A 19,328-nucleotide genomic window follows, 5' to 3' on the forward strand; every position below is an offset into this window, starting at 1 on the left:
GCACATCTTGATCTGCTCCTTGCTCTAGCAATAACAATACTTGCTCTAAGCTCCCAAAAACTATTGCGTGCATTAATTCTGTCCATCCCAGTTGCTCTGGGTTAGCACCCGCGTTCAATAATAATTTAACAGCATCAAATCTCCCAATATGAGCAGCTACTTTGATTGCAGATTCACCATAGCTACTCATGCCATTGACAACAGCACCTCTAGAAATGAGTAAATTCAAAGTTGATATTAAGTTTTCATCTCGTAAAATATCTCGACCATGCATAGCATGAATTAAGATATCATATCCGTCTGGGCTTTGATAGTTAATATCCGCTCCAGCATCCAGAATCAATTGGATTTTATCTAAATTTCCTGACTGTACAGCCAACCCAAGTACGGTATTTTGAGATTCTTGTTCAACAGCATTCACATTCGCGCCATGTTCCAAGAGGAGGCGAATCATATCAATACCTGCATTGGCGCTACTAACCGCACACATTAATGGTGTTTGCTGGGAATACTCGTCTAGGCACTCAATATCAATGCCATTGGCTATTTTACGTGCGACTCCTGCAATATCTCCCTGCTGTACATAAATATGAATTTTTTGCATAAATTTTCTGATTTAACTTCTGATATAAATTATCGGGCGTTGCGGAATCAAAATGCGGGTTATGCGTAAACATCGCTTCCAGCACCAGCTTTTGTGAATATCTGCTTGTAAGCCAAAGTGAACCCTACATTGAGCAATATCACAACGCAGGATCGCAACAGTAACGATCGCTGGCTATGGCAAGTTCACTCTCACCTTGAGCGGACGATTGTTCTGCACAGTTTAAACAACGTGGAAATTCCCCTAACTGAAATCTATCGTCGGATTAATTTTTAAGGGTTGCTAAAGCTTCTAGAAATTGCGCTCACCGAGACGGGCGGAAAAGGGATATATTTTTTCCAAGTGAGCCTATTATGATACTCATATAACATTAGAGGCAAGTGATACCTGCGGTAAGCTTCTCTACGAGACCCTGCGCGAACGCTAACACAAAACGAAAGAATGAGCATTAAAAGCTCGTATCGGCAAGGTTATAAATATAAGGAAAGTAACAATGGAAACATTAAAGAATTATCAGTTGATACTGAAAACGGGTAGAACTACGACAGAACAAGCTTTAGAATTATTTGACACCCTTGAACCCGTAGATTTAGGCTTTATGTATGGTCGTTGGCAAGGATCTGGACTGCATACAAACCATCCAATGGACGGTTTATTGGAAATTTCTAATTGGTATGGTAAGGAATTTATAGATTCTGAAAATGTTCATCCATTATTATTTTTAGATGGTCAGGGAAAAATTTTCCAGGTTGCGCCTAACCCCACTTTAATGAACTGGGTTTTAAAATTGCCGATCCCTAAAAATAATTCTCTCAAACCATTGCTGATTTCAATTAATTCTTTACTTAAGACCGATAAAAGTCAAGCCAGACTGCGGATGATGGAGTATAGAGGAAAAGTGACTGCTACAATGATTTATGATTATTTGCCAATCAATGATTCTTTCAGAAAAGTAGATGAAAATACTGTGTTAGGAATTATGGATTATAAAAACATACTTCAACCTTTCTTTTTTATTCTCAAGCGATGCCTTTAAAACAGTTATCAGTTATCAGTTATCAGTCAGCAACGGCGTATGGTGGGGGTAAAAGTTGCCTCACCAACATATTTAACCTGTACAAAGAGCATAAGCTACAGATTTTTTGAATGGGCAATAAAAGCAAGATTCTTTCATGATATTGATGTGATAAGTTTATAGATTCCCCAGTGAAATAGATAACTGGGGAATCTTTATTATTTACTCTGCATTGATGTAATCGGTTGGATCTAAGTAATCCGGTGAGAACCCGTCTGCATTACTATGATAAATTGGCTCTATATAATCCAGTACAGATTCATCGGCAATAATCTCTGTCCTTGTGCTAAGTGACGTAATTTGAGTGTCCATTTCTGGAATATCAATTCCTAACCGTTCGCATATTTCTCTTATTTTTAGGTATTGAGGATGTATTTGCTCATCAATATAAGAATGATGTCCATACCCCTCTGATTCCCAAGAACTAACAATTATTTTCGCCATATTCACTCATTATTTTAATTTTCAATGATAAAAAACTACCACAAAACTACTATTAAATAAGCTTTGTGGTAATTCGTTTACAAATGTCGCCAGAAGTTCTTACTGATAGTCTTGAGACTGACTACCTTGGGTTCTGCTGTTGCTTCAGGGGCATGACCAACAGCCACCGCAGCAGCAAGTGGTGCAGGTGTCGCTAGCAGAGAATTGAGTAATCCCATTTGATAATCAACATCTTCTACTGAGCGATATACCCTGTATGGTTCAATTTGCATACCTAAAGGTGTTGGGACAATCTTCAGATATTGATTTAGGGCATTGATATAAGCAACTGAAAAATTTCTCTGCTCTACATAAGGACGGATAATCTCTAGTAATTCAATCGCTCTGTTGATTTCAGAAACTTCACAATTACTGTCGATTTGTGACTGACTTCTTCTGTAGCCTTTCATCATCTTTTCGGCTACTAGATTGTTGAATTTGCTAACGGCTCTCTGATGATTGCCTAATGTGTGAACTTTGGTTTGCGCTTGATAACCGACTCTGCCCCACTGCACTGTTAAGTTACCATCTTCGACAATGGCCGCCCAGAATTTATTGCTGTTTTGAATTGCGTCAACAAAGACTAAATAGATTTCCATCTTTCTTACCCTGTCAATTCACAGCTTGACGGGCATTGCCCCATCGAATTTGATGCTGTAAAGCTTCAAGTAATGTTTCCGCTTCCAGAGTTGTTAGTCCATTTAAAACAGAGCAGACATCCTCAAACAAGTTTTTATACAATGGATATGAAACTAATAAGCCCAGATTAGACAATGCATCCTCAAGTGCCTCAGCAACAGTATGCTTAGTAGAACTGTCTTTTTCTAACGTAAAAATGTAAGTTGCTAATGCCATTCGGAGCATAAGCTTAGTTTCTCTGTCCAATTTCTCTAAATACACACCATATTTATCAACCAGTTGGTCAATAGTTGGAGTCTGCCCGTAATAAGTAACTAAGTCTGTCGTCATGTTTATTCGCCTTATTAACTATGTTAATTAGCTGCTATCAATTACTAGAAGAAAGAGCGATGGCGTACCCGCTATGAACCGATGGCGATCGCCCCCATAGAATCAGGAGGCAATCGCTTTCTCATCAGTTCATGTTGCGAAACTTAGCAGCACGCAAAGACTGAGTTTTCACTGCAACCACAGGGCTACTAGCCCTTCGTGCGGTTGATGCCCAGGACTGCATCCGCTCGACTGCCGCCGCATCCTGAATCGCAAGCGGGGTGATGGTTTGGCGGCAGGTTTCCAGATCAGCAAGCGTTACCTGCTGCGGTCTATCCTCATCGAATGCCAGCAGAGCAGCTTCCGAAGCGAGGGTTTCCAGTTCTGCCCCTGAAAACTTTGCAGTGTTGGCAGCGATCGCTTCGAGGTACTCTGATTCCAGGCGAATACCAAAGCGTTGTAGATGAATCCCCAGAATCTGTACACGCTCAGGCTCTGTGGGAAGATCAACAAAGAAGTTTTCATCAAATCTTCCCTTCCTCTTTAGTTCACTTGGTAACGCAGATGGGTCATTACAAGTTGCCACGACAAACACGCCACTGGTTGATTCCGACATAAACGTGAGGATATTGCCTAGAATCCTTTGACTGACTCCACTTGTATCGCCACTACCGGAGAGGGCTTTTTCTATCTCGTCCACCCATAACACGCATGGGGCAATAGCTTGGGCCGTTTTAAGTGCGCGGCGGACATTCCCCTCAGACTCACCGACCAGACTGCCCAACAGGGATGCAATGTCTAGCTGTAGGAGTGGTAAATTCAGTATAGTTGCAATGTTTTTGGCACAGTTAGATTTTCCTGTTCCGGGTGGGCCAGCCAGCAATACACCTTTTGGTTGGGGTAACGAGAGACTTCGCGCCTCTTGTGTGAATAGCCGCCGCCGCCTCATCAACCACTCGCGCAGAAGATCCAAACCGCCAAAAGGGATTGTCGCAGGTTTGCCCAACTCAATACCCATTTGAGACAGTAGCCGAGTTTTGTACTCGACGGCTTTGGGGATGAAATCAGCGTCAACTACGACACCATCATTACTTAAGTTTTCTTTTACTGTTAACCGAAGGAAATCACTAATCTCCTCCAGGGTTAAACCCAGGGCAGCACGAGAAAGAGTTTCAAATTCAGCATTTTCGAGCGTAACAGTAAAAGTCAATTCCTGTTCAATAGCTGACTGTTGTAGGTCATGCAAATAAGAATTGAGATGAAATAGTATTTGGTCAATACTAGGTAAAGGAACTTCACAATAAGGAATCAATCTGACTAGAGATTCGTGTAATTGTATATTCTGACCCAGCAATACAATGCGTTTATCTGTGGGTTTTAACCTGTGGTAAAGGTTTTTTACCTTGCTTAAAATCTCCCATGATAATTGGGGTGAATTCTTAGCAATAAAGGGGTGAATATCTCCGAGGATAAATACACCATTCCCACTAAAGTTAGCAATGTAGTCGAATACGAATAGTAGTGGATCAGCCTGTGGAGGTCTTTTGTACTCTGCAACTGGCTTAAACACCAATCCCCCATCTGCTGCGATTAAACATTGCTCTAAGGTTAATACCCCCAGATTCCAGAAGAACACTGGACATGAGAGCTTATTGTTAGCTTCAGCAGTTAACCACTGAATAATCGTCGCTTCATCGGGCGACAGAACATCAACCGCAGCAATGGGGATTTGTGAATCAAGCGTGGAGAGAAGATTTGAGAGTTTCATGTCAATTATTCAAATATTTCACTTACTGAAATGGCGAAGCCTTTATGATCAGCAGTTACCAGCCGAGTTAAGACTGGTAACTGATGACTGATTACTGACGCAAACGTGTTTGATTGCTGTTCGTAGTCCGAAGTTGTTGGGTTTGGGCTTCGTCCTTGTAAATGCGATCGCTCTCGCTCACAACTCCAAGTGCTTCTTCAAATGGTTGCGTAGCTAATAAACAATTCAAACCCTCGAACCCCTCCGCTTCCACACGAACTTCACCTGTAGCGCTGTCGAAATGAATCAGTATTGAACGTTCCATATTTATCTCCGCGCAAATTGTTTAACTTCCTGATGTCTAGCAAAGGTTAGGCGTAGGGTTTGCACGGTTCCGTTAGTTGATTCAGCGATCGCACATTCACCAAATTTTTCTTGTAACTCGGCGGCTTTAGCGCGAACCATCCGTTGTCCATAAGCCAGCATTAGTTTCTTGCTGAAAAAGTCTTTGCCCAGCTTCCGAACTGTTTCATAACTGTCGTGTATTATCTCGTACACACCACTTGACTGATTCCATTTGAACCCGATGTCTGCACGTGCTTTTATGGTGCGACCAGATACGATAATTTCAGCGCTTTGTCCTTGAGAGCCACCGTAGTATCCTTTTAGTGGCTGCGCTTTTTCATGAACTTGCGGTGATAGGTTTAGATCCGTGAGAGCTTGCACCAAACACTCGTGATTGCTTAATTTGGTTTTGACTGTTGAGAAATGTGACACAAGTTATCTCCTTAGTTGTAAAACTGGTTTGAGAAATAGTAGAAGTGAGATATCCTTTTTGAGGTGAACACCCCAGAGGTGAACACCATATTTCCAATTCATTAGTTAGTCTTGAGCGAATTCACCCTCGCCCAAGACTGTTTTTTACCGGAACTTAAACGACATCACGGTAGCTTTCGATAAGCCCACGTCGTCAGTCGCAAGTGATTGTAGATTGCGTTGTTCATCTAACAACTTGGCGCGGATAGAATCTATTTTTTGCTGTAATTGACTGCGCGTATCAGAACCGAGATTCTTGGACTCAATCGCTGGATCGTTAACGATAGAATCTAAGTGCGTCATTATCGCCTCCAAGCTACTGCCTGCCTCCGGGTCAGCATTCGCTAGTAGTACCTGAACCTTCATCAGATGGCGTTGCATCTTCTTTTTAAACTGTACGGGCTTACGTCCTGGCTCCCAATCACTCAGTTCTTCAAGCAACTGTGCGGCAAGTTGTTCGCCGCCAGCTAGAGCAGATTCCCGTAGCCTTTGCTCCAGATTTTGGTCATACTGCTGAATGAACTTGGTAATCTGGTCAAGACACTCGGCTTGCTGCTGGTTCAGTTGTTCGGACAATGCCGGGATAATTACCGGACGACCAATAATGACTTGCAAATAGTCTTCGAGATCGGTCAGAGTCGGAAATGCTCTTAACAAGTTGGCTTTGACTGACTCTTGCTTATCCTGTGCTAATTCCCAAGTGTTAAGTGAGAGGAACTGGTCAATGCGCTCTTGATAATCAATAAGTCCCGCTTCGTAATCAGCTTTTAATTGATTGCGTAAACCAGGGGCGATATTATCTCTGATATTGATTAGCTGATTCCAAACGAGTGGAGCTAAATCAATCGGACAAATCCAATCACCAGTGTCACTACTCATCCACTCTTGAACTGAAGCAATCTCTTGACGCAATTGGGCAGCAGCTTCATCGAGCTTCTTGAATACTTTGATTCCGCGTAACCCAACTTCGGAATTAGTAACTTTAACGAGGTCTGATTCGATTTCAGATACTTCAGCTTTTAGTACATCTGCCCATTTAGGAGCGGCAGACTTTGTACTTTTCTTTAGCTGGATACGAAAGCGAATACGGGTTTTATTTAACTGTGAGAAATTGTGACGTTCAACTACTGCATCAGTTAGGAAATTTGCAGCGATAGGGTTGTCGATTGCTTGTACCATTATTATTGACCTCAATCATTATTTTTCACTTTCGATTAAGCGAAGCTTTTTTGTGGTGATTTCTCAAGAGAGCGAATGTCTGTAGTAGCTCTATAGATTACTTTTTTAGAGCTTTTTTGTAGCCTAATATGTCTTTTGATGACTGGTGGTTTATGTATGGACATGGCTTAAAATAGCTGAAGTTGTTGTGAATTATCCTGCGCCACAGGCTTTTTATAAACCATGCCTTCGACTTCATAACACCGAGTCATAAGTTTGTTTCGATTTAGTCGAAAGCTGGCTTTTTTTCTTTGATTTGGCAGAGGTAGAAATAGATACTGTGGATGTTGGATAGTACCTTCATCTCCCAAATATCGACAATGTGTACCATTAATTTGGTAAACTTTTGATGAGCTTAACAGTGTCGCGTCATACACTTTGATCAAATTTGTTTCCATCTTAGTAGCAGTGAAGTGTGCCATAATTTGTTGTGGAATCGATTTTTCTCTACAGTCAGATTTAATCAGCCTGACTGTAGAGTTTTTCACGCATAATCTGATTCAATTTCTTCTTTGATTCATCTGACAGAGCATTAAAATCAAACTCTTCAGAGTTCAAAACTTCATCAAAACTTGTTGACTCATCGATAATATTGGCAATCAAACAAGATTCATCGTCGTAGTTCCAGCCATTTGCTAGAAGCCACGGCAGAACTCCTTCAGATTGCAATAGTTTCTCAATGTCAAACGAGTCAGAAAACTGCTGTAAGTTTTCGATACTGGGGTGAACTATTGTTATTGTCATTTCTTGTTATTGGTAAATAGGTAGACAGCATGTATTAGCTGTAGACAAAGTTTGAGCAACTTCTAATTACAATTGCCCAAACTCTATTTCCGACTTCGTTAAAACGCTATCTCATTCGCAGCTTTTGTCACAGCTAAAGCTTGTTCCCAGATTTCTTGCCAATTGGTCTGCTCGTTATAGGATGCCATAACTAGTTCCGACCCAACCCACACCCGACAGAACAACACGCTTTCATCGCTTGTCCCTGGAGTAGGCTGTAGTGTAATCGGAGAATATAGTTGTTCTGGAGTAAGAGTTGCGATCGCGGTTAACAAGCTTTTAGAAAAATGAGTATCATAACCGGATTCTAAAATATACGTCCGGTCTGCTTGAATAGTTATCAGCAACTTGCAGGTTTCTTTTTTGCGGCGTTCTGTATTCTCAAACCGCAGTTCTTTAAGATATCCAGTTAAGGCAGTTTGAGGAACATCACTCGGTTCACCATTGAGTGTGTACCACAATCCTCCGTGCTGACGATTGCAGTAGATTTTACAATTGCCAGCATCAGAGTGCAATCCCAGTTTCGGCTTATTGATTGAAGCGATTAATTGCTTGAGTAGTTCCTCTTGGCGCATCAAAGCAGCAAGTAATTCAGAATTTTCTTGAGGGTTCATTGTTCAATACCAATACATTTCACTTTCGCATTGGCGAAGCCGTAGATTTCAGGTGTATCAATTGCAGAGCTAATAAAACAGCGCTCTTGTTACTACAAAAGCGCTTTTTATTACTAATTATTTGCTTTGTACAGATTATTGATGTGAATTAAATCTTGCTAGCAAATCTTCACGAGATAATTCAAGACATAGGGGAGTAAATTCTTCTGGTGTTAACTGCAACAAATTATCGACTACACTCGCTAATTCTTCATCCACAGAACCAAACCGGAATTTTAACAAGTTTTCTACAACTTGACGGCGTTCTTGTTGCACTCCCTCTTGTACTCCTTGCTGCTTAGTGGTTTCTTCCCACTGCTGGTAAGCTTGCGACAAATTCATAATTAATTCCTGCTCATCTTCTGTTAAAGTTTCTTGCTGTTGAACTATAATGACCCGCAAATTAGTAATCAGTTTGAGAGTATTTTGTCTTAATTGGTTGCTTTCGGGTAATGCCAGCAATTCATCAATGGCAGTACGTTGCGTCTCGCCTCTACCCAAAATCCTCAGCCATAATGTTTCTTCTATTACTGGTAGCTCGTTAACCGCTACTAGTGCTGCCCTAAAACATTTCTGGAAAAAGTAAACTCCCCTGCTCCACTTTTCTAAATCTAGTTGGCTCTCCCAGACTAAATATGATAAATTAGTAGCAAAAATACCACTTGAGTAAAATTCTCCTTCTAAAATTATCAAAATTAGTTAAACCATAAGCTCTTCTTTTAATCAGCTTAATTTTCTGATTAATTCCTTCAACGACTCCTTGAGTAGTTCGGCAATCAAAATAAGCAAGAATCTCATCTATCCATCTACTTATCGTCCGACAACTTTTTGGAAAATATTTATAAGCTGTTTCTGTCCATTCGAGGAATTTAGATAAGGCTTCATCACTGGTTATTTGACTTTCAAATATATCTCTAATCCCTTCTTTGATTTGATACATTTCTCCTAACTCTGGAGCAACTTTATCAACTGATTCTATCTTGGCTTTTTCATCAGGATTGAGGTTTTCTTTTTTCTTTAATAACGGGTATTTGCTATGAGTCAACCCCGCTAATATTTCTTCTCTATGTTTCTTGTTTTTAATTTTTTCTGCTGCTCTTTTTTCCTTCTTTCTTTTTTGATCTAACTCCTCATTTATTTGTTTCATTACATGGAATCTATCTGCTACTACTTGAGCATTTGGCATCATTTCTTGGATTAAGCTTTTATATGGTATCCATAAATCTATACTGACTTCTTCTATTTGCTTTAATACCTCTAAACCCAGGCTTGATAAGTATTCTGTTATTACTGCCTTATTTCTTTTCTCCAATAATGCTATCGGTTTTCTTGTTTCTAAGTCCACGAGTACTGCCGCATAATTTTTTCCTCCTTTTAACTGGGTGATTTCATCTATCCCTAACTTTTTTAAGTTCTTGGGTTTTTCTGTAAGTAAATCAGCTTCGAGTTCTTTTAATACTGTTTCCACCTCAGAGGTTGTCATTCTATTTCTGATGGCTGCACTCTCTACATTAGTTTCTAATACTTCCTTAATTACTTTCATCGCCAGTCTTTTTGTATAAGTTCTTCTCGTTTTGATAAAATCTAGTTCTTCACTGAATACTTGATGACATTTTGTACATCTAAATTGACGACGATTTGCTTTTAACAATACTTGATAATCGCTTAGGGGTATATCTCTAACTCTATACCAATGATTTTGATGTATTTTATCGGTGGTCTTCCCACAGTGAGGACATTGAGCAACTTTCAGCTTATTCTCAATTTCTATTATTATTTCATCATCAGTAAGGAAATGGTAATTAACAACCTTGATATCTTCAAGATTAATAACTTTAGTAATAAAATGAAGCAAGGGATTAGATGGCATAGTTATTAAAACAATAATTTGTGTCTAAATATTTTATGTAATCTATATTATTAATTTATCTGTTTTTCCTTTATAGGACTGGATTTAGAGTATTAGTGTTTTTAAAAATATTAATATTTATTGTATTTATTTATATTATTTTACCATAGCTACTCTTGGAGAGCCATCTAGTTTAACCTCTAAATCCTCCAACAGAGAGGTTGAAGCGCTAGGCGATATAATCCACAAACGAGCTAAACTATCTTCTGGTAAGCTGGTTTTCTCTCGCTTGGCTTTGCGTTGTGAGTCTGCAATCACGGTGAACAGTTTTAGAAAACAGTTGCGTACCTCTGACCTACTGGGTTGATTGCGAAATGGTTCCAAGAGTGCCGTATTTAATACAGCAATTCTGCCCAACAATCCAAGATTTTGAGCTTGAGGAGTTGCTGCGCTTGTAAACAAAACGTCAACAAATCTGGTTTCATCAGTGACTTGTTTGTTAACTTCTACTCTACCTAAAGGAGACAACAACTCCTCTAAGTAATTCCTTAGAAAACTGATCGTAAGGCTTGCTAGTCATGTTTTAAAGACGAACTGTATTTTATTTTACAAGGATTGGTTATGGTTGCATGGTGGGTATTAAAACCCACCATTTCAGTTACGCTGCTACTAACTCCCGACAAACTTGCGGCAGTTCAATCGGAGCAGTTACCCTGGACAGTGCTTCTACAGCCTCTTTTACACTCCAGTACCGTACTCCATCGCCACAGCGCCAGTAGTATGTCTTAGGGTCGTTTTCCCAGACTTCCTCAGCGTTTCTGACCTTGAAGAGTATGCCCAAAAACTCACCGTCCAGATATACATTGTGAGCCGTCTGAAGGTCAGTGCATCCTACATAGGTCAGTCGATAGCCGTCCACTGGCGTACACAAGTCTTCTGCACGAGTCCCGCGATACCCACAGTTACCGCACCCATGTCCTTCGCAGTCTGGACAGATGGCAGCAGGCATATTCCACTTCGGCAGGGTAAAATCCCATTCAGCCGGTGGGGTTAATATTCGAGCCTTGTGGGAAATATAACAACCAGCATGACCGATTACTTTATCAGAATGGTATTGGACGCTTAACGATAGCCGGTCACAATCACCCAATAAGCCAATTTTCTCAGAAGCTCGTTTCAATTCCTCATCTTGCTCGTGATTGCACTCTACTGGAGCAGAAAGACTTGCTTTAACCTCTGCAACAGCGCGTTTGAATGATTGTTTGTGGTATCGAGCATAACCGTGGGTCATTTTTACCCACACAATATCATCACTGTCGATCCAGATAGTCACTACATCTTCGGGCTTGCAGTTTTTGGAGTAGTCCGACTGATTGACGATGGTTGCAATGATTTGGCGATCGCGTGTGGTTAGCGGATCTTTTGTTGGCGTAGGGGCTGAAACTTGTGTCATCATTAGAAATTGCCTCTTGATTGGGGTAAAAAGGCGATCGCGAGTTTTCCAGACGCAGCGATCGCCTTATTTTTATTGGTAAGTTTGTTGTGCCTTCAGCACAACACTCTCAATCTAGAATTGGCGAAGCCTTATAAAAGTGTTCAAGGGTAAAGCGTATTAACTGATGTCAAAACACCAGACAGCACAAAGCTGTAGAGAAGATATTGGGATGTAACCGTGTCCTCTGTACAGCCGCGTGATAACAATTGAAAAGGCGATTGAGGAGTTCACAATCGCCTTTGTTCTGCAAAAATTGAAGTTTTTTACAACCAGTTTTTAGACTTGGTGGGTCATCGGAATCATCTCGCGGTGGCTTGGCCATTACAAGTTTAAGGCTTCCGGCTGCTAGTCCCGGTGGCTACTAGTTTTATTGGTTTGGTATCAGTAACTCGATTTAGTTGATTTAGTTTGTAAGTCTTTGGTATTGGGGGCGCTGGTGATTTACTCTCCTTCGCCCTTATATTTAGTATTTTATAACGCACACCTGTAAATTGTCAAGACTATTTAGTAACGCAGCGCAACTACTGCACAGTGCAGTTTATATCCCAAATTAAAGAAGATACATCACCATTTAATGCAACACAAAGCTTTTGTAGAATTTCAGTACTAACAGTTACTTCTTTCGGCTTTTTAGGACGATTAACAAACAAGTGTGGAGCTTCTAATTGCTGAATGTAAGTAGCAGATATACCTACTATCTCTGATAGTGCTTTCCGGCTATATCCAGCTTTTTCCCTTAATTCTCTTAATTTCTGCGCGTTTTCTTCATTCCAACGGAAAGATGCTACCGGAGTAACATCTATTTTAATCTTCATTTGTAAATCTACCTTGTTATTGCGCTCACCTGTTGACATTTAATGCTACTCGCCTTAATATATTGGTGTCAACCATAATTCAACCAAATAAACTTGTGCTACACCATAAATTTATGGTGCAAAAGCTCTTATCCTGGTTGATAATGCCCAAAATTATTTGACCAGTGTTTGTGACAACTCAACTTAAGGCGGCTAATAATCTGTCTTAATTTAGACTGGTATTCGGTACAGAAAAAAGCAAATTGCACTTTTAAACATTGCCCCGATCAGCAATCGCATACGCTTGTACACGATTGCGGATCGGGGCAATGCATTTATTTGAACGTCTTGATTCTGGAACGATTAAAGTTTTTAGCAACCAGTTTTCAGACTTGGTTTGGTCATCGGGATCTCCCCGATGGCTCCAGCGTTAGAAGTTTACTTGCCGCTACTCCGGGTTAGCTCCGGCTACTTTTCCCGGTGGCACTTCAGTTTTGATTCGTTGAATTAGTTTGCGATCCCTTTTGGTAGTCGGCTTAAAGACTCAGTATACTGAGTAAAATTTAAGTCGAATTTTTCTAGCTATTTTCTCATCTAGAACTTAAAATAGTCGTTAATACTGTTTGCGGGACTTTGGTGCGACTTCCGAACCTAGCCTGTAACGCTATCCTAGCTTGTCGTGTCGTCATTCCCCGAACAGTACCCCCAAAGAAAAGGGTGTTGGGGATAGGGGGTAGGGTGTAGGGGAAGAGTTAGTGATGCAATATTCTTCACGAATGGCACGCTTGATAAGCGTAAATTCCTGGTATTTCTGGGTTTTGCGTGTAGGGTGTGGGGAATTAAGAATGTGTTGAACTGCTTGATGTACCGCATTTAATTGTCTTAAACACTACACCCTACACCCCACACCCCATACCCTGTTTTCAGTCAAAAATGGACATTAATCGGGCGAACCAACATCAGCAAGTGGCAAGGGAAGATTTAGTCATGTTCATTAATGCCTGCCTCTCCTGCACAGGACAGCGTGAGTTCTATGGCGATAGTTACGGGCAGCGCGTATCTATTGACTTTTTGCACGACTATATTTTAGGTAATTACCGTTTACTCTACACCCGAACATTGGCAGCAGGGATTAACCACTTCAACCAAGCGCAGATTATCCTCAAATTGCTGGCAACAGGAAAAGATACACCCTCTGAACATCGACAAGAAGAAGGTGCATTAATTGCCGCAGCATTAACAGCCTTACCACCACAACGAGGTTGGGAAGTATTGCAACAATTACGGAAAAGAAGTATTAATAATCGTCGTAGCAGAGCGATCGCTCGTGATTATCTCCAGCAAAAACGTGACATCAACTTTGATGCTGTGAAATATCGCTCCAAATTTCGAGCGATCGCTTCCCATGCTCACCTCACCCTACCAGGAGAATTAGGTAATTTTCTCTTTGGGAAATGGAAACAGCAGGTTTATCAAACAGAATTATTCGAGACATTTCGCCAAGCACACTATAGCGCTCAAGCAGTTTATCAACTACCCTTTACAGTTGCCGAAGGTTTAGCAGCAAAACACGGAATTAAACGAGAAGTCTTTTTATCCCGTATTCAAGAGCAAATGACTTTGAATGAAAAATTGCGCTTTCAAAGTTCAGCCAACCGCACAGAAGTAGAAATAGACATTAATTTAGGTCGTCTCCCCCTAACTCGTTTGGCGCTGTATATTCTATCCTTGCCATTGGATACTCGCAAACAGCAGTGGGATATTTTAAACCAAGCATTAGAGAAATCTGCTGCCTTCACATTAAGAAAATCACCTCTAAAACTAGGACGAGTAGCCGCAGTTCTAGATTGCAGCTACTCCAGTTCCGGTTCAGCCGAAAAACATCGTCGTCCTTTAGGGGTAGCCTTAGCTACTCATTACTTACTAAAAGCAGCATCCCAGGAATACCAAGCTTTTTGGACAGCATCAACCAGCGATCCACTGCTGATTCTAGCTCGTGGACAAACAGACCTCGCTACTCCCCTACTTGATGCTTTGGAATGGGGCGCAGATTTAATAGTACTTGTCACCGATGGTTGGGAAAACGACCCTCCCAGTGGAGCATCAGAAATTCTACGTGTATATCGTAATCGTTTAGACCCAAAACAAAAAACTTCGATTATTCATTGCAATCCTGTTTACAATGCCAATGACTTTTCTTTACACCCCCTTAGCCCCACAATCCCCACAGTAGGATTACGGGATGCAGAAGATTTACCTACCATGTTGGGCTTTGCTCGATTTGCTGAAGGTACTGCATCTTTAGCCGAATTGGAATCATATTTAGCAGAGCGAGTCAAGCAAATGTTAAGTGATACAGCAATAAAAACTCCTAAACCCAGGACTGATAAATCTTGAGCGGCAATTATGGCATCCAAAAGCAATCTCTTAGCAGACATATCACTCAAAGGACTAGAAATTGCTCCTTCTCAAATACGGGGAGCAGTGCGGATTGTGCCATTATTGCGCCATCAAGTACGTAATGACTTGCGCTTGCTGCGTCGTAGCTACGATGAAGATTTAGCAGTTGTTTCCTTAGCAGGAGAAATGACAGCACCAGGAATGAAATATTTTTCCTATGTTCCTCACGGGCTAGTGTTGTCCTGGACTGATGACGGCAGCCCTGTAGGGGCTTTTGGAGGACAGCTTTTTAAAACAGATGGTAAACAGCTAAACTATGGTTGCGCCAGTGTCCGGTTGATGCACCGGATGGTGAAGCGGGAATCTAGTAATCAACTGAGATTTTTGCCACTTCACTTGGCAATGGAAGGCTTTTTATCAATGTTTTTCTCTGGCCCCGATATCGCCTGGAGTGAATATTCTAAGTATGCCCTTTCTCATGGGCTGGGTAGCCGAATGGAAAGCTCTTTTAGTGGACGTTATATTGCTGGACTTGAAGATGCTTTGCGGGTATTTGAAATTCACTCTCGACAGGTTGGGGTATTAGTATTTGTTGCTGAGGCATTAGCATCAGCTTTTGTAGTACCGACCCCAGAGGACTATCGACTTTTGCACAATAGCTTGTTAGAAGATTTCTATGGTGAGTTATTGTACCAATACGCTTTACTGCACGATACAACTTTGACCATTAGTGTATCTTTAGATGAGTCAAAAATCAATGATTTAAAAGCTTTGAGAGCAGCAGTACAAAATATGCGTTCAGATTGGGCATCGTTTCAGGGTTTCATGGCAGAGGGACTGTTAGGACGCAAATTAATTTCTCAAAAAGTCTATACTGCTGGTTCGTTCATGTTACAACGATTTATTACTGACCTCAACCCCAACGAAGAAAATCATATTGGGGAAGCAATTATTCGAGAGAATGGTGAATTGGAGTATTTAAAGACTTATCGCTTATCAGGAATGCAGACTCGCCGAGTTTATTTGCTGAGTCAGTTAGCAGAGCATAATTGGAATTTGGATGCTACAGCTAGTAAATTGGGCAATACACGAGAGGAATTTGTGCTGCGTTTAGAGAAGGTGGGTTTTGGTTATTTGCTTAATGCAGAAGTACGACTTGCAGCACTGAAAAAAATCAAGGGAAAAAGATGATACAGGTATATTATCCTGATTAATTTGAAGAAACTACATCAATTGCTCTTAGGCGATGGACTACAACTGCTAGAGCAAATTTAGCGGAGTTCGACTTCAATAACCTTCGACTAGCTTAAATCAACACATTGCACACTGAGTATGTAAAAGTAGAAGGCGAAATATTGTTATTGGCAACCAAGGTGCGGGGAGGATGTTAAAGCCAGATTAAACTAAGAGTATGAGAATTGGTATTTTCGAACAGATGACAGTTAATAATGGATTAATTATTACGCTTTTTATTCTGATTATAAGCCTGCTAGCTCTTGGCTATGGTTTTGGTGTGAAAGCTCGACGTTTACCCTTTACGGCAGAAATTGGGTATAACCAGCAGCAATGGCAATTTCTGCGATGGTGGGTCAAATTAGCCTTGGTTGCTGGAGTTTTGTTACCGATGTGCTTGTTAGCTCTGGCTTGGAAACAACCATCTTCATGGGTATTTTGGGGAAGTTATCTGTTGATAGTCGCCGTACAACTCATCTCTGAACGTGTTTTTAGTCGCTTCCTAGTGCGAAGTATTGTTGTACCCATTGGCTTTTTCTACACAGCTTTTCGGTTGTGGCAATTGCTAGAGGGATTCACACAATTAACATTTTCCTATTTGACATTATTGGGTTTTGGCGTTGTTGTCTTGTTTTGGGTTTCTAACTTAATAATGTTGATGGTGATGCCCATTCCAACAATCTTTAAAGGTTCGGAGTCAATTGAACAATCTTGATTTTAATAAAACATTTTTACTGCTTAACTGAAAGCTGTGTTTCGTCGTAGTTATTTTTCGCACCCAATCCCATCACCATCTCGGTCAAACCCATGAGGATCTGGTGGCAGCACTTTAAACCTTCGTTGGCTAATATTTCGGCAATCTAAGTCTGGTGAATTCTTTGGAATGCAAAAATCTGGATAAGCAGGATCACAGTTATTCTGTTGCTGCGGTTGAATCGCCTGTGAAGTTGTCTTTTGGGTAGCTCTGTGGCGGAAGTCCCAAGGCATCACAGGATTGGACTGACTCCAAAAAGCTAAACGCTGTTGTTTAGCGGTGTTTTCACCCTGCAACAAGCTATCTTTAGACTCTGGACAGCCTTTGAGATACTGACGATACACTTTCATATTGTCCCTCTTGCACCATACTCACGTTGATGCTGCGATTACCAACAAACACCTCTGCAACTAAGCGCTTGTATTTGTCAGTTTCAATAGCACGTAGGGTAATTCCTTGTCCTACTGGAAGTAATTGCTTTAGTCGTTTTGCCGATTGTTGACCCCAAGGATTCTGTTTCATTTCTGGTGCATCAATGCAAGCGAGGCGGACAGTCACAGTTTTGTTACCAGTTCTCACCCGTATAGTGTCACCGTCGCCTACGCTTACAACCGTAGCAGTAAGATTGTTGGCAAATACGGGTAACGACATTTGAGCTACAAGCAGAACGCTGATTGCAACAAAGGAAATTTTCGGAAGCATCTGTAGTAATAATCACTATATAATACTTATGATTCCCAGACTACTAATTAAAAGTAGCTAATAAAACCAGTAACATTAGATTAATAACCCAAATTGTTAGTTAAGTTGGTGCTACTCTTTTGTCGCAACTGATAATCGTCATACACTAACATTAACTAAATCAACATCAGCAAGCCATATTGTTCTGCTTTGGGCAGACACTTCTTCTAAAATTGGAGAGCGCCACTCTACCCCATAAAGCCAATTATCTTTGAGGCTAAAAATTCCTTGAATAATACGGCGTGTCGGCTGTTCACCGAAATCAACCTCAACTATGTCCCCCAATTCAAAAGCTGGAGTGGAAACAATGGACTTTTCTAGTACATTTGTTGGATGAAATTCTTGTTCAGCTAAGTAGAGAGTTTCATTCTGGCAAACAATTGCATAAATCCATTGCTGTTTTTCCCACAAAACACCACAGCAGTAGCCTGACAAGTCTGAGATTGGCAACAAAACTTTTTCTAACATTCTTACTGCTACTGGAGGCATGGTCTGACCCCACTCAGAAGAAATATGCCAACAGGATTCTAAAGCGGTAATTTGGTTAATCATCTGGGAATGTAGTTCTCTTTTTTATACATACACTCACTTGCTTCAGTCTGATCCGGAATATAATTTAAATTTCGGGAAGCTAAGGCAACAGATGGGGATTTAAACCAAATCAATTCGAGAGCCTCCTAATTTGAGAAGACTTTACTGATTCACTAATTGATTCACTAATTCGTAACTAAGATAAAATTATTTTGGCAGTAGCGATTGCCTGCTCCACACTCTCCACAATATAAACATTTTCTGGCGACAGTTTTTTAAAGAAAAGTTTACTTTCTTGATCATTATTCAACAAAATTACTTGCTTATTGGCTTTCAAAGCTAGAGCAATTTCTGAAGCGGTTCCTGCACCCATCCCGCAAGCAATTACCACATCACTGGTAAGAACGTTAATATTGTTTCTAGAATTACCCATGTCTGTGAAAATAGCAATATCCACCCAAGAGGACATACCATCCTGATTTTCACCTGGAAGAATACCAATAGTTAAACCATCAGCAGATTTTGCACCTTTACTTACTGCATCCATTACCCCTACATTTCTACCACCAGTGAGTAAAACCCATCCTTGTTTGGCAATAAATTGACCTAATATATAAGCATTTTGTAAATCATTTGCTGTCGCATTTTCTCCTCTCCCCATAACCCCAATAATAATTCTTCGCATAAAATTTCAGATGATACTGCTTTTAGGCGACAAGTCAAAGCTTTCTCCATAAAAGGGCAATTGGCTGAGGCGTTAGGAAGATAGCAATCGCACTCTTTTGGCAGTGAAGCGCGTTTGCCTCAGTTTAATAGTTTTTTGCCTGCTCATCCAAAAAACACCATAACCACTGTTCTCCTAACTCAGCCGAGCTAATTACTGAATGTCCAGTTTCCTCATACAACCAAATTTTTAATTAAACATCAATATTCATCTGTTCTATCTGTCTGGCAGCTTTATCCCAAAGCTTTGCAGAAGCCTCATCTTTCCAATGATTTCTGAGATTTTCTGCTTTTTTATGACTGATTCGTTCTAACATTTCTAGAACTGCGGCTAATGTTAATTGATCAACAATTGCCTCTAAAGACTCCATATATTCTTTTGTCATAACTAACCTCTTGAAGAACAATAAAAGTTAACTTTTTTCTTGGAGAATCGTAAATGTACAATTTTACTGTTGTGCATAACCTAATTATATGGACA

At 40.6% G+C, this 19,328-nt stretch carries 27 protein-coding genes; 6 read left to right on the top strand and 21 right to left on the bottom strand.

Annotation, left to right across the window (positions count from 1 at the left end):
• On the bottom strand, positions 1–604 hold a 604-nt coding region (locus IQ274_RS33785; RefSeq protein WP_194144917.1), incomplete at its 3' end, for an ankyrin repeat domain-containing protein.
• 129 nt (positions 605–733) lie between these two features.
• Between IQ274_RS33785 and IQ274_RS33790 the strand changes: the two genes are divergently transcribed.
• Positions 734–880, top strand: a complete 147-nt coding sequence (locus IQ274_RS33790) for a hypothetical protein (RefSeq protein WP_228058567.1) — start codon at positions 734–736, stop codon at positions 878–880.
• Positions 881–1,097: 217 nt separating this feature from the next.
• Complete coding sequence (locus tag IQ274_RS33795) at positions 1,098–1,640, top strand: DUF4334 domain-containing protein (RefSeq protein ID WP_163938738.1); 543 nt, start codon at positions 1,098–1,100, stop codon at positions 1,638–1,640.
• A 201-nt stretch (positions 1,641–1,841) separates the two neighbouring features.
• Here the strand turns inward: IQ274_RS33795 and IQ274_RS33800 are convergent, their stop codons facing one another.
• The 14 genes from IQ274_RS33800 to IQ274_RS33865 form a co-directional block, all read right to left on the bottom strand.
• A complete protein-coding gene (locus IQ274_RS33800; protein ID WP_163938735.1) occupies positions 1,842–2,123 on the bottom strand; it encodes a hypothetical protein in 282 nt (93 codons plus the stop codon).
• A 77-nt stretch (positions 2,124–2,200) separates the two neighbouring features.
• Positions 2,201–2,761, bottom strand: coding sequence for a WGR domain-containing protein (locus IQ274_RS33805; protein WP_194144918.1), 561 nt, complete (start codon positions 2,759–2,761; stop codon positions 2,201–2,203).
• 13 nt (positions 2,762–2,774) lie between these two features.
• Positions 2,775–3,131 (bottom strand): hypothetical protein, encoded by a 357-nt coding sequence (locus IQ274_RS33810; protein WP_109013041.1) that lies wholly within the window; start codon positions 3,129–3,131, stop codon positions 2,775–2,777.
• 124 nt (positions 3,132–3,255) lie between these two features.
• Positions 3,256–4,878 carry an AAA family ATPase gene (locus IQ274_RS33815; protein WP_194144919.1) on the bottom strand — a complete coding sequence of 541 codons (1,623 nt, stop codon included), beginning with the start codon at positions 4,876–4,878 and terminating at the stop codon, positions 3,256–3,258.
• A gap of 91 nt (positions 4,879–4,969) precedes the next feature.
• Entirely contained in the window at positions 4,970–5,182 is a 213-nt protein-coding gene (locus IQ274_RS33820) for a DUF2997 domain-containing protein (protein WP_194144920.1), read from the bottom strand.
• A 2-nt stretch (positions 5,183–5,184) separates the two neighbouring features.
• On the bottom strand, positions 5,185–5,634 hold the full coding sequence (locus IQ274_RS33825) for a DUF1257 domain-containing protein (RefSeq protein WP_194144921.1): 450 nt from the start codon (positions 5,632–5,634) through the stop codon (positions 5,185–5,187).
• 144 nt (positions 5,635–5,778) lie between these two features.
• A complete protein-coding gene (locus IQ274_RS33830; RefSeq protein WP_194144922.1) occupies positions 5,779–6,852 on the bottom strand; it encodes a hypothetical protein in 1,074 nt (357 codons plus the stop codon).
• 167 nt (positions 6,853–7,019) lie between these two features.
• On the bottom strand, positions 7,020–7,379 hold the full coding sequence (locus IQ274_RS33835; RefSeq protein ID WP_322745425.1) for a hypothetical protein: 360 nt from the start codon (positions 7,377–7,379) through the stop codon (positions 7,020–7,022).
• Positions 7,351–7,635 (bottom strand): hypothetical protein, encoded by a 285-nt coding sequence (locus IQ274_RS33840; protein WP_194144923.1) that lies wholly within the window; start codon positions 7,633–7,635, stop codon positions 7,351–7,353. The genes IQ274_RS33835 and IQ274_RS33840 overlap by 29 nt, the downstream gene beginning before the upstream one ends.
• 98 nt (positions 7,636–7,733) lie before the next feature.
• Positions 7,734–8,288, bottom strand: a complete 555-nt coding sequence (locus IQ274_RS33845; protein ID WP_194144924.1) for a hypothetical protein — start codon at positions 8,286–8,288, stop codon at positions 7,734–7,736.
• Positions 8,289–8,423: 135 nt separating this feature from the next.
• Positions 8,424–9,020 carry a hypothetical protein gene (locus IQ274_RS33850; RefSeq protein ID WP_228058568.1) on the bottom strand — a complete coding sequence of 199 codons (597 nt, stop codon included), beginning with the start codon at positions 9,018–9,020 and terminating at the stop codon, positions 8,424–8,426.
• A complete protein-coding gene (locus IQ274_RS33855) occupies positions 8,971–10,197 on the bottom strand; it encodes an ISL3 family transposase (protein WP_194144925.1) in 1,227 nt (408 codons plus the stop codon). The genes IQ274_RS33850 and IQ274_RS33855 overlap by 50 nt, the downstream gene beginning before the upstream one ends.
• A gap of 135 nt (positions 10,198–10,332) precedes the next feature.
• Positions 10,333–10,704 (bottom strand): hypothetical protein, encoded by a 372-nt coding sequence (locus IQ274_RS33860; RefSeq protein WP_228058569.1) that lies wholly within the window; start codon positions 10,702–10,704, stop codon positions 10,333–10,335.
• 130 nt (positions 10,705–10,834) lie between these two features.
• Positions 10,835–11,632 (bottom strand): hypothetical protein, encoded by a 798-nt coding sequence (locus IQ274_RS33865; protein WP_194144926.1) that lies wholly within the window; start codon positions 11,630–11,632, stop codon positions 10,835–10,837.
• A 6-nt stretch (positions 11,633–11,638) separates the two neighbouring features.
• Here IQ274_RS33865 and IQ274_RS33870 point away from each other — a divergent pair, with 6 nt between their 5' ends.
• A complete protein-coding gene (locus IQ274_RS33870) occupies positions 11,639–11,782 on the top strand; it encodes a hypothetical protein (protein ID WP_194144927.1) in 144 nt (47 codons plus the stop codon).
• Between the two features lie 410 nt (positions 11,783–12,192).
• Here the strand turns inward: IQ274_RS33870 and IQ274_RS33875 are convergent, their stop codons facing one another.
• Entirely contained in the window at positions 12,193–12,525 is a 333-nt protein-coding gene (locus IQ274_RS33875) for a helix-turn-helix domain-containing protein (RefSeq protein ID WP_138506142.1), read from the bottom strand.
• Between the two features lie 873 nt (positions 12,526–13,398).
• Here IQ274_RS33875 and IQ274_RS33880 point away from each other — a divergent pair.
• The 3 genes from IQ274_RS33880 to IQ274_RS33890 all read left to right on the top strand — a co-directional run bounded on the left by IQ274_RS33880 (position 13,399) and on the right by IQ274_RS33890 (position 16,813).
• Entirely contained in the window at positions 13,399–14,862 is a 1,464-nt protein-coding gene (locus IQ274_RS33880; RefSeq protein ID WP_194144928.1) for a hypothetical protein, read from the top strand.
• A gap of 9 nt (positions 14,863–14,871) precedes the next feature.
• On the top strand, positions 14,872–16,056 hold the full coding sequence (locus IQ274_RS33885) for an ARPP-2 domain-containing protein (RefSeq protein ID WP_194144929.1): 1,185 nt from the start codon (positions 14,872–14,874) through the stop codon (positions 16,054–16,056).
• Positions 16,057–16,300: 244 nt separating this feature from the next.
• Positions 16,301–16,813: a hypothetical protein gene (locus IQ274_RS33890; RefSeq protein WP_194144930.1), complete on the top strand. Its 513-nt coding sequence runs from the start codon at positions 16,301–16,303 to the stop codon at positions 16,811–16,813.
• Positions 16,814–16,863: 50 nt separating this feature from the next.
• Here the strand turns inward: IQ274_RS33890 and IQ274_RS37060 are convergent, their stop codons facing one another.
• From IQ274_RS37060 to IQ274_RS33910, 5 genes are all read right to left on the bottom strand, one after another.
• Positions 16,864–17,202, bottom strand: a complete 339-nt coding sequence (locus IQ274_RS37060) for a thermonuclease family protein (RefSeq protein ID WP_228058570.1) — start codon at positions 17,200–17,202, stop codon at positions 16,864–16,866.
• Positions 17,159–17,554: a thermonuclease family protein gene (locus IQ274_RS37065; protein WP_228058571.1), complete on the bottom strand. Its 396-nt coding sequence runs from the start codon at positions 17,552–17,554 to the stop codon at positions 17,159–17,161. Before IQ274_RS37065 ends, IQ274_RS37060 begins: the two co-directional genes overlap by 44 nt.
• A 138-nt stretch (positions 17,555–17,692) precedes the next feature.
• The gene (locus tag IQ274_RS33900; protein WP_194144931.1) at positions 17,693–18,145 is read right to left on the bottom strand and encodes a DUF1392 family protein; all 453 of its coding nucleotides are present in this window, start codon (positions 18,143–18,145) and stop codon (positions 17,693–17,695) included.
• A gap of 175 nt (positions 18,146–18,320) precedes the next feature.
• Entirely contained in the window at positions 18,321–18,809 is a 489-nt protein-coding gene (locus IQ274_RS33905; RefSeq protein WP_194144932.1) for a TIGR00725 family protein, read from the bottom strand.
• 232 nt (positions 18,810–19,041) lie between these two features.
• Complete coding sequence (locus IQ274_RS33910; RefSeq protein WP_114081252.1) at positions 19,042–19,233, bottom strand: hypothetical protein; 192 nt, start codon at positions 19,231–19,233, stop codon at positions 19,042–19,044.
• Positions 19,234–19,328 lie beyond the last annotated feature (95 nt).

This window comes from Nostoc sp. LEGE 12447 (assembly GCF_015206985.1).
In the GTDB taxonomy this organism is placed as follows: Bacteria; Cyanobacteriota; Cyanobacteriia; order Cyanobacteriales; family Nostocaceae; genus Nostoc.